Raw genomic sequence first — 12,637 nt, forward strand, 5'->3', positions numbered from 1 at the left:
TTCAGCTCTTTTTGTATTGTAAAGTTTTTAAATATTATTTGCTTAATCTATGCAATGTATACGTCATAGCACTTAAAAGAAAAAACGCCATAATTTGGTGAATTAATCCTAAAGCCAAAGGCACGCTGTATAATAAAGTGAAAACTCCTAATAAAAACTGAATGAAAACAAAAACAACTAAAGTTTTGATTCCGTTTGATTGAGTATGTGTAAGTGTATATTTTTTGCTTTTGAAGAAAAGAAAAAGAATAATCGCTACAACTACATAAGCAAAAGTTCTGTGTACAAATTGAACACCGCTTTTTCCTTCAATTAAATTTTTTATTAAAGAAGATTGTTCAATAAAAACCGATTCGTGAATAAATTCTCCATCGCTCATTAAAGGCCAGTGATTGTGAATTAAACCTGCATTTAAACCTGCTACAAATCCGCCATAAATAATCTGGATTAATAAAGCAGCTAAAGCAAAACGAGCGATATTTCTAAGCGGTAAAATCTTATTGATATTTCTTTCTGGATAAATCAAATCTAGCGCAACCCAAAGTGTATACGCAAAAGTGATGAATGCAAAAGTTAAGTGTAATGAAAGTCTAAAGTGGCTTACATCTGGATTGTCAATTAATCCGCTTCTTACCATAAACCAACCTAAAAAACCTTGGAAAGCTCCCATTCCTAAAAGCACTACGCATTTTTTGATGGTGTCGGTATCTAATTTCTTTTTTGCTAAAAAGTAAACAAACGGCACAAAGAAAACCAAACCAATAATACGGCCAATGAAACGGTGAAACCATTCCCAGAAATAGATGAATTTATAATCGGCTAACTGAAAATCATTGTGAATATTGATTTTCTGATACTCAGGAAACTTTTTATATTCGTCAAAAGCAGCCTGCCATTTTGCTTCTGTTAAAGGTGGAAAGGTATCGGTTACCAAATGCCAATCGGTCATAGATAAACCTGAATTGGTCAAACGTGTAATTCCTCCCACGACAACCATTAAAAACAATAAAACACAGCCTGATAGTAACCAAATGATTACTGATTTATTCTCTTTTTTCATTTTATTAAATAATACTTATTTCTCAACTTTTTTTAAGCCTAATTTTTCAGCTCTCTTAATTACAAAATCATAAGCAGCCTGATATTCATTCGGTATAACGCCTTCCAAAATAGCTTCTTTTACCGCTTCTTTTAAAATTCCGATTTCGCGAGAAGGTTTTAAGTCGAACATTTCCATAATTTCTTCTCCCGTAATTGGTGGTTGAAAATTACGTACATGATCTCGCTCCTCTACTTCAACAATCTTCTTACGTACGAGTTCAAAATTTTTATGATATTTCTTGAATTTTGAAGGATTTTTGGTTGTTATATCTGCTTCGCACAAAGTCATTAAGTTTTCTACATCTTCACCAGCGTCAAAAACCAAACGGCGAACTGCACTATCAGTCACAATATCTTGTGCCAAAACAATCGGACGTGAACTCATAATAACCATTTTCTGCACAAATTTCATTTTGTGGTTCAATGGCATATGCAAACGTTCGAAGATTTTCTTAGCCATTTTTCCGCCTAAGAATTCATGACCGTGAAAAGTCCATCCTTGTTTTTTAGTGAAACGTTTTGTTGGTGCTTTTCCAATATCATGAAGTAGTGCCGACCAGCGAAGCCAAACATCATCTGTGTTTGGGCAAATATTATCGACAACTTCCAACGTATGGTAAAAATTATTTTTATGTGTATGGCCTTCAATTTCTTCTACCTGATTCAACGCTGTTAATTCTGGTAAGATTAGATCTAAAAGTCCTGTTTTGTATAACAGCAAAAATCCTGTAGAAGGTTTATCGGTCATGAGAATTTTGTTTAACTCATCAACGATTCTTTCTCCAGAAATTATTTTGATGCGATCAGCATTTTTGGTGATGGCATTTAGTGAGTTTTCTTCAATTTCAAAATTCAATTGATTAGCAAAACGAATGGCACGCAACATTCGCAAAGGATCATCAGAATACGTAATATCTGGATCCAAAGGTGTTTTGATTGTTTTGTTTTCTAAATCGGTTAATCCGTCAAACGGATCTAGAAGATCTCCGAAATTAGTTGAATTTAATGATAAAGCCAATGCATTGATGGTAAAATCACGACGATTTTGGTCGTCTTGTAAAGTTCCATTTTCTACAATCGGATTTCGGCTGTCGCGGGTATAAGATTCTTTTCGGGCACCAACAAATTCAATATCGGTATCTTCAAAACGAAGCATTGCAGTTCCGTAAGTTTTAAAAACCTGAACTTTTGGTTTATTCGGAAGTAACTCTGAAACTTTAAGCGCCAATTCAATGCCGCTTCCAACTGCAACAACATCAATGTCTTTTTTAGAACCTCGGTTTAAAAGCAAATCACGAACAAATCCGCCGATCACATAAGAGTCAACTTTTAATTCCTGAGAAGCTTTCGAAATAACATCGAAGATTTTGTTTTGTAAAGCAGTTTTATAATTTGTTTGTATCGCCACGAATTCACTAATTATTGAGTAAAAATGCAATTTCAAATTTCTAAGAAATGAAATGCATGCAAATTTACAACATAGAAAATGCCTATTATAATCTAGAGCTTACTTTTTTGAACAATTTCACATTTTGTCGTGCAGAATTTTATTAAAATGAGAATGGTTGCCACGAATTGCACGAATTTCCACGAATTTATTTTTCTGCCACAGATTAAAAGGATTAAAAAAGATTTTTAATAAGTGAAAATTTGTGCAATTCGTGGCAGAAAAAATAGTAATAGATTAAGAAAATCTGTGTAAATCATTTTGATCTGTGGCAAAAAAAATATAACAATTTGCGCAAAAGAATAATTCGTGGAAATTTGTGCAATTAGTGGCAGAAAAAAATCTATACCCCAATAAAACAAATCAATTGCGATAATCTGTTTTTAGAAATTCAATTTGTATTTTTGAATCATAGAAAAAAGCACACATGAAAATTGTTATATCTCCAGCGAAATCACTGAATTTCGAAAAAGAATTACCAACATCTCAATATACAGAACCTTCATTCTTAAAAGAAGCAAGAGTGGTTCATAAAGTAGTAAAAACAAAAAAGCCTTCTGAATTATCAGAACTAATGTCAATCTCAGACAAATTAGCCGATTTAAATTGGAAACGTAATCAGGATTGGAAAACACCTTTCACTCCAGAAAATGCACGTCCTGCAGTTTATACTTTCGATGGCGATGTTTATACGGGTTTAGATGCTTATACCATTCCTTTAGAAAAATTAGATATTCTGCAAGATAAATTAAGAATTTTATCGGGGCTTTACGGGCTTTTAAAACCTTTAGATTTAATGCAGGCTTACCGTCTAGAAATGGGAACTAAAATGCCGGTTGGCGAATCTAAAAATTTACATGATTTCTGGAAACCAACGGTTACAAAAGCTTTAAACAAAGAATTGAAAAAAGGTGAATTATTCGTGAATTTAGCGAGTAATGAATATTTCTCGGCTGTTGATGTAAAAGCTCTGAAAGTTCCTGTAATTACTCCAGATTTTAAAGATTATAAAGATGGAAAACTAAAAATGATTAGTTTCTTCGCGAAAAAGGCGAGAGGTATGATGGTTCGTTATATTATCGATACCAATGCAGAAACTATTGATGATTTAAAAGGTTTTAATTACGAAGGGTATCAGTTTGACGCAAATCTTTCTAAGGGAAATCATTTAGTTTTTACAAGATAATTTTTTTAAAGATTCTAAGGTTCTAAGTTGCTAAGATTCTGAGTTTTTAATACCTCTTTTGAAAAAAATCTTTGGTAAATAAAAATAAAAAACAACGCCGAATTCAACTAAGAATTCGGCGTTTATGCGTATTATAAATCTATTATCATTAATGCATTGCGTCGGCTGCACTAATTTTGTTCTTCCCTTTTTTGATAAAGAGAATAATCGGTATGCAACATAAAAACATAATTCCTAGGTAAAGGAAAATATCCATATAAGCCATTACAGTGCTTTGTTTCATTACGGACATTTCGATAGCTTGATATGCTTTTTTCAAGGCAACATCTGCACTATATCCTTTTGCCATAAATGCGTGCTGCATTCCTGCAATGCGCTGCTGCACGTCAAACTTAGCAGGATCTAGGTTATTAATTAAATCTACTCTATGAGACTGGCTAAAACGAGTGATAAAAGTAGTAATAATTGCGATACCAAAAGATCCGCCTAATTGACGCATCATTCCTGTAAATGCAGCTCCTTCTCCAATTTGTTTTCCTTTTAAAGTAGAAAGAGAAAGTGTTGTAATAGGCACGAAAAGTAATCCTAAACCAATTCCTCTTAAAATTAAAGGCCAATACATATGTTCTACACCAGTATCTGGCGTCATTCGGCTATACATCATAAAGGTGAAGAAGAAGAAAACTAAAAATCCTATTCCAACCATATAACCTTGTGGTACACCTTTCTGAATCATATTTCCAACAAATGGCATCATGAATGCTGTTGTAATAGATCCTGGAATTAATAATAAACCTGCATCAGTTGCAGTCCATCCTAAAATAGATTGCGTATAAATCGGGATAATCAATGTTGAACCATATAAACCAAAACCAAGAATAAAACACATTATGGTTCCAATTCTTAAGTTTCCGTCTTTTAAAACACTTAAGTTCACGATTGGATATTTATAAGTAAGCTCTCTCCATATAAATAAAACCAATCCAAGAACGGTTACAACACTTAAGGTTACAATTAAAGAATCGTTAAACCAGTCGTCTTGCTGTCCGTGTTCTAGTACGAATTGTAAAGAACCAATAAAGGCACTCAACAAGATTATTCCCCACCAGTCAACCTGATTGGCTTTTAATTTTTCTCCATATTTAGGACTTCTAACGAATGTTAAAGCCAAAATTGTAGCGATAATTCCTAACGGAATATTAATGTAGAAAATATAAGGCCAAGAGTAATTGTCTACTAAATATCCTCCCAAAGGCGGACCTAAAGTTGGACCAACAATTACACCCATTCCGTAAATCGCTTGCGCCATTCCACGTTTTGCTACAGGATAACTTTCTGTAATGATCGTTTGGGCTGTTACTAGAAGCGCTCCACCGCCCATACCTTGTACGAATCGGAAGGCTACAAGTTCCCAAATATTTGTGGCGTTACCACACAAAAAAGAACAGACTGTAAATATTATAATGGAAGCCACAAAATAATTACGTCTTCCAAATTGCTGTGATAGCCAGCTCGTCATCGGAATTACAATAACATTCGCAATTGCGTATGCTGTAATTACCCATGCCACATCGGTCAAGGTAGCTCCAAGACTTCCGCGCATGTCTGTCAGCGCTACGTTTACAATCGTTGTATCTACAATTTCCAACAGTGCACAAAGCACTGCTGTAATCGTAATGATAACACGTCTGAAACCGTATTCTACTAAATCGTCGTCTTGTACTGCTGTTGCCATTTATCTTATTTCAAATGTACATCAACGTCAACGTTCATACCTGGTCTTAAAAGTTTTACTTTTTCAGGATCGTTTGATTCGTCTATACTAATTTTTACTGGTAATCTTTGAATTGTTTTTACGAAGTTTCCTGTCGCGTTATCAGGAGGTAATAATGAAAAACGAGATCCTGTAGCAGGAGAAAATGATGTTACAGTTCCTTTGAATTCATAGTTTGGATAAGCATCAACTTTTAAGCTTACTTTTTGTCCCACAACCATTTTGTTTAATTGTGTTTCTTTGAAGTTCGCCACAACCCAAGCTTCGTTATTGTTAATAATGTAGAACAATGATTGTCCTGGCTGTACCAATTGTCCTGGCTGAATATCAACTTTAGAAACCTGACCGTCAATAGCAGCTGTAACTACAGTATAAGAAAGGTTTAAGTGAGCAACATCAAGCATCGTTTTTGCTTTTTTGATATTTGCCGCTGCAACTTCTGTTTGTTTGTCTGAAACTTTAGATTTTGACTGAATAACAGATTTTTGGTAAGAAGTAGCTTTTTGTTGTTGTTCTAAAACTCGTACTTGGTTTTCTGCCTCTTCTTTTGCTGTTAACGCCTGCTCATATTGTTGTTTTGTAATAGTATGAGTTTTGTACAGGTTATTGTAACGGTTATAATCGTTTGTAAGCTGTCTCAATCTAATTTTTGCACTTTCGATAGAACCGCTCGCAGATCTCATTTGAGCGTCTGAAACAGAAATACTTGCATAAGCACTTCCAATATCAGCTTTTGCAGCTTCGTATTGACCTTCAGCTCCTAATAATGCAGCATTAGCTTCATCAATCTTTAATTGATAATCTCTCTTATCGATAGTAAATAAAGTATCTCCTTTTTTTACATAATCATTATCTTTCACATAAACTTTGCTAATATATCCTGAAACTCTTGGGATAATTGGATTCATTTTTTTCTCGATCTGAGCATCGTCTGTTTCTTCGTGAGCTTGACCGTGTAAATATTTTGATATTCCGTAAGTTCCTCCCAATAAAACCATTACGGTTAGTATGATGATGAATTTTTTATTTGTCTTTTTCTTTTCCATGAGAGCTATCGATTATATTTTAGAAAGATTGAATGATTGTGATAATTGTCCTGATACTGAAAGTAATTCGTAATATTTTTGAATAATTGTTGCTTTAGATAAAGCAGTTTGAATTTTGGCATTTAAATGTTCTACATCCGCTTCTACCAAATCATTAGTGTCAGATAAACCGTTGTCAAATTTATCTTTAACTAATCTGTAATTTTCTGCAGCTTGCTGAAGTGCTTCATCATAAACAACACTTTGGTTGATTGCTAAGTCATAATCTTCAATAGATTTCTGAACTTCAACCTTAATCTTGTCAGTCATAATAGCTTCAGTGTTTTTTACTTCAAGAGCTCTACTTTCTGCTTCTTTAACATGCACATTGTTTTTTAGAATTCCCGATAAATCATAAGATAATCCGATTCCGAAATTCATAGCATATTTTACAGTAATAATATCTTTTAGATCTAATGCCGTGTAACCACCAAGCAATGAAATCGCTGGGTAATATCCTGCTTTTGCTATTTTAATATTTGCTTCAGAAGCTTTTCCTTGTAATCTAACTGCTTCCAAATCTTTTCTGTTTTCTAATGCTATAGCATCAGATGTTGGAGCATTGCTTGTTTTTAAATTAAAGAAATCTTCTTCGTTTACCTGAATTTTTACGCTAGGATCTAATTTAAGCAGCGTAGTTAGGTAGTAATTGATATTATTAATGTTATTATTGGCTTCATCAATAGATAATTGTGTTTTAGAAACCAACAACTGTGCTTTTAATAAATCATTTCTCGGAATGATTCCGTTTTTCTCCAACTCTGTAAAATCAGTAACACGTTGTTTTGCGCTTTTTTGGTTTTCATTTAAAACATCTAAAGTTTTTTGCGCTTTGTATAATGCCGTATAATAAGTGATTGTTTTTAAAGCAACATCTTCTTTTGTTTTAGCAGCATTTGCACTTTCAGCTTCATACAAATTGTCGTATGCATCGATGCTGCTTTGAATTTTAAATCCAGCAAAAATCGGTAAACTTAAATTTGCCATTCCTAACATAGCTCTGTCAGGAGAAGCTAGAGAAGCACTTTCGCCTTGATTTGGCATATCAATCGACGCTTTGGTAAGACGCTGATATTGGCCAGAAATTTTAAGATCTGGGTATTGATTGTTTTTTACGGTTTTTAACTCGTATAGTTTTGTGTTTACCTTAGTATTGGCAAGCGTAACTTCGTTACTCTTTTCCCAAGCCATTTGTACGGCCTCGCCCAAGGTTAAACTTGTTTTTTCTTGTGCTTCTGCTGAAGATATTCCGATGAAGAAAACTCCAAAGAGCATTAATTGACTAATTTTCATAAACAAGTAGCGCTTTTATAGTTTGTTGAATGTGCTTTGTAAGATCGTTTTTAATGTAATTGTTAAACATTTCATCTGTTTTTAAATCCAATAATTCTTCGAAGAAAGAGCGATTCATGTGGAAATGAAAAAAGGTTCCAATAATCGTCGGTGTTATAAGTTGGATATTAATATCTTTTCTAAAAACGCCTTGAGCTTGACCTTGGTTGATAATACTTTCGACAGATTTTAAGTTTCCTTTTTTTAATTCTGTAAAAGCTTGAAGGCTTTTTTCTCTTTTTTTATTGTAAAGTTCAAAATGTAAAACTCTGTAAATCCCCTTGTTAAGACAAATTCTATTAATGTAAATTTCGATTAATTTATTGACTTTTTCAAGCGGTTGTAGATTTTCCTGCAATAAATTTTCAAGTTGTAATTTTAAATCAACCGTTTTGTAGAAAATTAGAGCTTCCAGAAGTCTTTCTTTTGAACCAAAGTAATACGAGACCATGGCAATATTAATTTTTGCCTCTTTGGAGATATCCCGTATCGATGTACCCTCAAATCCTTTCTCAGAAAAAAGCTTTTCAGCGACGTTTAGAATCTGAATTTTTTTATCGTTTAATTCGATGTTTGACATGATAGTGTTTCTAATCGGATGCAAAATTAAACAGTTGTTTAATTTAAACGCTTGTTTAATTTTGTTTTAACATAATATTAACATAAAGCGTTTTCGATAATTTATGTTAAATCGTGCTTTAATTAGTTAAAATAAAAAAGCTGAAATACCTTAGTATTTCAGCTTTTATCAAATTTTGAAGCTCTCAGATTAGCTTTTGTAATTTCGATACGAGAGATAAAGAATAAAAAAACCAGCAATCAATCCAATATATAAAAGACTGCCCTCTTTTTGTTCGTATTCACTTTTATTAATTATAATCTTTCCATCTTTCTCAAGTTGAATTAGATCAATATTTATATTTTCATCTTCATTAGAATTTGCTTGATAATAGACCTTAACCTTGTCTCCAATATTTATTTTTTGCAGTAAATCATTATAGTCTTTAGACATTCTATAAACTCCTAAATCTTCATCTAGATTTTTTAGAGATATAAAAAATACATCTGATTTTTGACCTTTACTTCCATAATGAGTATCAATTCCTTTATCGATTATTATATCTTCTAATTGATCTTGTTTTGATAAATCAATGTTTCTTTTTTCGTAACCTATATAAGCTAGAAAGAAAAATAATATGGAAAATAATCCTGCAGTAATTGAGTTTATCAGCCGTTTAGATTTCTTAGTCATGAAAGATGTATTTATCGAATCTCTCCAACAAATTCAGCAATTTTCCCACTTCCGTTTTCTGCTAAGTGTTTAATAAAAGCACTTCCAATAATTGCACCTTTAGCATATTTAGTTGCCTGATTAAAAGTTTCTTTATTCGAAATTCCGAAACCAACAATTTGAGGATTTTTCAAATTCATGTCCGCAATTCTTTCGAAATAAGTTTCCTGAGTATTTCCAAAACCAGATTGAGATCCTGTAACACTTGCAGAACTTACCATATAAATAAATCCGTTTGAAACGCTGTCAATAAAACGAATGCGTTCGTCTGAAGTTTGAGGCGTAATCAAAAATACGTTTATTAAACCATATTTTTCAAAAATCGCTTTGTATTCATCTGCATAAACATCAACGGGAAGATCAGGGATAATTAAACCGTCAATTCCGATTTCAGCACATTTTTTACAAAAAGCTTCAACGCCATATTGTAACATCGGATTGAAATATCCCATAATAATCAACGGAATTTTTACGCTTTCGCGGATGTTTTTTAGTTGGTCAAAAAGGATTTGAGTCGTCATTCCGTTATGAAGCGCCTGTGTAGAACTTGCCTGAATCGTTGGTCCATCTGCCAAAGGATCACTGAAAGGAAGTCCAATTTCGATTAAATCAACTCCGTTTTTTTCTAAATCCTGAATAATCTGCACGGTATCATTTAAGTTCGGATATCCGGCAGAAAAATAGATTGAAAGTATCTTTTTATCTTCTTGTAATTTTTGAGTTATTCTGTTCATTTTTAGTATGTTTTTCTACTGCAAGGTTTTTAAAACCTTGTAGGTATGTTATTTGTATTGCCACAGATTAAAGGATTTTAAATGATTTCTAAATTAAAGGCTGTTTCTTTTTAATAATTAATCTGTGAAAATCCTTTAATCTGTGGCATACTTTATTTAAAATTTTATGATTTGGCTTTCCCAATCATCACCTTTTTTTTCAACCAATAATAATCCAGAGTCAGAATCATTCATTTGCGCAATTAATTCGCCTTTATTATTCCAAAAAGCGCTTTGCCCAGCAGAAGGCGATCCCCAAGATTCTCCACTGAAATTCGACATTAAAACATTCATTTTATGTTTTTCAGCATAATTTTGTAAATCTCTATAAGCATTTGGAATTCCGTTTGGCGAAAAGAAAATGCTTGCTACATAAATATCGGTATCATTTTTGGCCGCATTTTCTGGATGCAAATGATTGTCAATATCAGCGCAAATTGCAAAAGAAATGTTTTGATCTTCAATAGTTAACATCGGATTAAAATTAAATGTCGAATTGAAGAATTCATCTTCGCCTTCATGCAAAAACTGTTTGGTGTAAATTGAAACCGAATCGTCTGGAGCTATAATAAATTCGCCAATATATAATTTCGAATCTATCTTAATTGGAGCTCCAGCTATAATAACAATGTTATTTCTAACCGATAATTCTTTTAAATGATCAATTCTGTAATCGTCTTCTGTAAAGATCAATGCTTCTGCATTTTCTCTTTCGTAGCCTGTAATTGATAATTCTGGAAACGCAATTAAATTAGCTCCGTTTTCGGCAGCCAATTCAATAAGCTGATAATGATTCAGTAAATTAGCAGATATATCTCCTCGTTTTGGTTTTGTTTGCGCTGCCGCTAAAATCATTTTTAATTATTTATTTTCAGTATATACCCAAGCCGTTCTTCCTGATTGAAGTTTGACTTGCACTCTTTTGTATGAATTAGACTCGAATTGATCAACTTTTAACAATTCTGGATTAGAAACTTCAAAAGCAACACCATGTATAATGTCCTCCAAATTTTCACTTGGTACAGCCACAACATAATCTGCCATTCCAAATTCTTCTTCAATTTGTAAACTTTTAAGTTTGAAACCCAGTATCTGATCTGGACTTCCACTTAAAACTTTATTAAAAATCTGCATCTGAGTTTGTTTCGATCTTAATGTTCCGTATGAGAATAATAGTTCCATAATTATGATTTTCTCTTTATTTGTTAGCGTACAGTCTCCTGATAAGTATCGGGATTTGAACGCCCAAATTACAATTTTTATTACAATTTAAAGTAATCTATATAATTATCTAAATCTTTGTCTCCACGCCCAGAAAGACTGATAACAACAACATCTGTAGGTTTAAATTTCTTTTGATCTAAGACTGCAAAAGCGTGCGCACTTTCGATCGCAGGAATAATCCCTTCTAATTTTGTCAATTGAAGCCCAGCATTCATGGCATCATCATCAGTAACAGAGAAAAACTCACCTCTTCCTGTTTGCGCCAAATGTGCATGTAAAGGTCCAACTCCTGGATAATCTAATCCTGCAGAAATCGAATATGGTTCAGTAATTTGTCCGTCTGGAGTTTGCATTAAAAGCGTTTTACAGCCGTGAATAACCCCCACTTTTCCTAATTTGCTTGTTGCTGCGCTATGACCGCTATCAACTCCCTTCCCAGCTGCTTCAACTGCAATGATTCCAACTTCTGGCTCATGCAAAAAGTGATAATAAGTTCCTGCAGCATTACTTCCTCCACCAATACAAGCTACTACATAATCAGGGTTTTCACGACCTTCTTTTTCTTTTAATTGCCATTTAATTTCTTCCGAAATGATACTCTGAAAACGAGTTACCATATCTGGGTAAGGATGCGGTCCGATAGCAGATCCAATAATATAATGTGTGTCAACAGGATTATTGATCCAATCACGAATCGCTTCGTTTGTAGCATCTTTTAAAGTTCTAGAACCTGAAAGCGCCGGACGAACTTCTGCGCCTAACATTTTCATACGAGCCACGTTTGGTGCTTGACGCGCGATGTCAATTTCACCCATGTAAACGATGCATTCAATTCCCATTAAAGCACAAACTGTTGCTGTTGCCACACCATGCTGACCTGCTCCAGTTTCGGCAATAATTCTTTTTTTTCCTAAACGTTTTGCAAGTAAAATTTGCCCAATTGTGTTGTTTACTTTATGCGCTCCAGTATGGTTTAAGTCTTCTCTTTTTAGATAAACTTTGGTATTGTATTTTTCAGATAAACGTTTTGCAAAATACAACGGACTTGGGCGTCCAACGTAATCTTTAAGCAATTGATTGAACTCTGCTTTAAAATCAGGTTCGTCCATTATGCTTAAATACTTCTGGCGTAGTTCTTCTACATTTGGATATAACATTTCAGGGATGTAAGCTCCTCCAAATTCTCCGTAATATCCTTTTTCGTTAACGTTAAAACTCATTTTATTTAAATTTTAAAAGTTGGCAACATCAAATTTTCGCTTGAAATTGCTTAATAGATTTTTATTTTTCAGCCCTGGTTCGATTTCAAATTTACTGTTTACATCGACTGCATAAATAGGCAGTTTTGTTTTTGAAATTTCTTCAATGGCTTTTAATTCATTCATTCCGATTCCTCCGCTTAAAAAGAAAGGCTTTTTCGAATT

Annotated in this window: 12 protein-coding genes and 1 pseudogene; 1 reads left to right on the top strand and 12 read right to left on the bottom strand. The window is 33.3% G+C overall.

All coding sequences use genetic code 11. The features are described from left to right. Positions 1-34 precede the first annotated feature (34 nt). Together B3J44_RS13670 and B3J44_RS13675 are read right to left on the bottom strand one after the other, a co-directional pair. Positions 35-1,060 (bottom strand): COX15/CtaA family protein, encoded by a 1,026-nt coding sequence (locus B3J44_RS13670; RefSeq protein ID WP_286968931.1) that lies wholly within the window; start codon positions 1,058-1,060, stop codon positions 35-37. A gap of 15 nt (positions 1,061-1,075) precedes the next feature. After that, a complete protein-coding gene (locus tag B3J44_RS13675) occupies positions 1,076-2,509 on the bottom strand; it encodes a CCA tRNA nucleotidyltransferase (RefSeq protein WP_286968932.1) in 1,434 nt (477 codons plus the stop codon). A gap of 466 nt (positions 2,510-2,975) precedes the next feature. Between B3J44_RS13675 and yaaA the strand changes: the two genes are divergently transcribed. After that, entirely contained in the window at positions 2,976-3,734 is a 759-nt protein-coding gene (gene yaaA, locus B3J44_RS13680; protein WP_286968933.1) for a peroxide stress protein YaaA, read from the top strand. A gap of 148 nt (positions 3,735-3,882) precedes the next feature. On the opposite strand, the gene B3J44_RS13685 is transcribed toward yaaA, so the two are convergent. The 10 genes and pseudogenes from B3J44_RS13685 to B3J44_RS13730 all read right to left on the bottom strand — a co-directional run. Continuing rightward, entirely contained in the window at positions 3,883-5,469 is a 1,587-nt protein-coding gene (locus tag B3J44_RS13685; RefSeq protein ID WP_286968934.1) for an MDR family MFS transporter, read from the bottom strand. Between the two features lie 5 nt (positions 5,470-5,474). Next, positions 5,475-6,554 (bottom strand): HlyD family secretion protein, encoded by a 1,080-nt coding sequence (locus B3J44_RS13690; protein WP_198856647.1) that lies wholly within the window; start codon positions 6,552-6,554, stop codon positions 5,475-5,477. Positions 6,555-6,566: 12 nt separating this feature from the next. Further along, positions 6,567-7,886 carry a TolC family protein gene (locus B3J44_RS13695; RefSeq protein ID WP_198856646.1) on the bottom strand — a complete coding sequence of 440 codons (1,320 nt, stop codon included), beginning with the start codon at positions 7,884-7,886 and terminating at the stop codon, positions 6,567-6,569. Next, positions 7,876-8,505 (bottom strand): TetR/AcrR family transcriptional regulator, encoded by a 630-nt coding sequence (locus tag B3J44_RS13700; RefSeq protein WP_198856645.1) that lies wholly within the window; start codon positions 8,503-8,505, stop codon positions 7,876-7,878. Before B3J44_RS13700 ends, B3J44_RS13695 begins: the two co-directional genes overlap by 11 nt. A gap of 189 nt (positions 8,506-8,694) precedes the next feature. Continuing rightward, the gene (locus B3J44_RS13705; protein ID WP_286968935.1) at positions 8,695-9,177 is read right to left on the bottom strand and encodes a hypothetical protein; all 483 of its coding nucleotides are present in this window, start codon (positions 9,175-9,177) and stop codon (positions 8,695-8,697) included. A gap of 11 nt (positions 9,178-9,188) precedes the next feature. Further along, positions 9,189-9,950 carry a tryptophan synthase subunit alpha gene (gene trpA / locus B3J44_RS13710; RefSeq protein WP_286968936.1) on the bottom strand — a complete coding sequence of 254 codons (762 nt, stop codon included), beginning with the start codon at positions 9,948-9,950 and terminating at the stop codon, positions 9,189-9,191. Between the two features lie 156 nt (positions 9,951-10,106). Continuing rightward, complete coding sequence (locus B3J44_RS13715; protein WP_286968937.1) at positions 10,107-10,844, bottom strand: carbon-nitrogen hydrolase family protein; 738 nt, start codon at positions 10,842-10,844, stop codon at positions 10,107-10,109. Positions 10,845-10,850: 6 nt separating this feature from the next. Then, complete coding sequence (locus B3J44_RS13720) at positions 10,851-11,171, bottom strand: gamma-glutamylcyclotransferase family protein (protein WP_198856641.1); 321 nt, start codon at positions 11,169-11,171, stop codon at positions 10,851-10,853. Positions 11,172-11,251: 80 nt separating this feature from the next. Next, positions 11,252-12,433, bottom strand: coding sequence for a tryptophan synthase subunit beta (gene trpB / locus B3J44_RS13725; protein ID WP_132989783.1), 1,182 nt, complete (start codon positions 12,431-12,433; stop codon positions 11,252-11,254). Positions 12,434-12,445: 12 nt separating this feature from the next. After that, positions 12,446-12,637 (bottom strand): annotated as a pseudogene (locus B3J44_RS13730) (phosphoribosylanthranilate isomerase); the annotation flags it as partial.

Origin of the sequence: Flavobacterium sp. UBA4854, assembly GCF_002399805.1 — a bacterium.
GTDB classification, from domain to species: domain Bacteria; phylum Bacteroidota; class Bacteroidia; order Flavobacteriales; family Flavobacteriaceae; genus Flavobacterium; species Flavobacterium ginsengisoli.

What these genes read in the sequence shown, in the direction of transcription:
- B3J44_RS13705 (WP_286968935.1), bottom strand. Translation starts at nt 9,177, where the DNA reads ATGACTAAGAAATCTAAACGGCTGATAAACTCAATTACTGCAGGATTA.
- B3J44_RS13690 (WP_198856647.1), bottom strand. Translation starts at nt 6,554, where the DNA reads ATGGAAAAGAAAAAGACAAATAAAAAATTCATCATCATACTAACCGTA.
- B3J44_RS13670 (WP_286968931.1), bottom strand. Translation starts at nt 1,060, where the DNA reads ATGAAAAAAGAGAATAAATCAGTAATCATTTGGTTACTATCAGGCTGT.
- B3J44_RS13715 (WP_286968937.1), bottom strand. Translation starts at nt 10,844, where the DNA reads ATGATTTTAGCGGCAGCGCAAACAAAACCAAAACGAGGAGATATATCT.
- B3J44_RS13685 (WP_286968934.1), bottom strand. Translation starts at nt 5,469, where the DNA reads ATGGCAACAGCAGTACAAGACGACGATTTAGTAGAATACGGTTTCAGA.
- trpA (WP_286968936.1), bottom strand. Translation starts at nt 9,950, where the DNA reads ATGAACAGAATAACTCAAAAATTACAAGAAGATAAAAAGATACTTTCA.
- yaaA (WP_286968933.1), top strand. Translation starts at nt 2,976, where the DNA reads ATGAAAATTGTTATATCTCCAGCGAAATCACTGAATTTCGAAAAAGAA.
- B3J44_RS13700 (WP_198856645.1), bottom strand. Translation starts at nt 8,505, where the DNA reads ATGTCAAACATCGAATTAAACGATAAAAAAATTCAGATTCTAAACGTC.
- B3J44_RS13720 (WP_198856641.1), bottom strand. Translation starts at nt 11,171, where the DNA reads ATGGAACTATTATTCTCATACGGAACATTAAGATCGAAACAAACTCAG.
- B3J44_RS13695 (WP_198856646.1), bottom strand. Translation starts at nt 7,886, where the DNA reads ATGAAAATTAGTCAATTAATGCTCTTTGGAGTTTTCTTCATCGGAATA.
- trpB (WP_132989783.1), bottom strand. Translation starts at nt 12,433, where the DNA reads ATGAGTTTTAACGTTAACGAAAAAGGATATTACGGAGAATTTGGAGGA.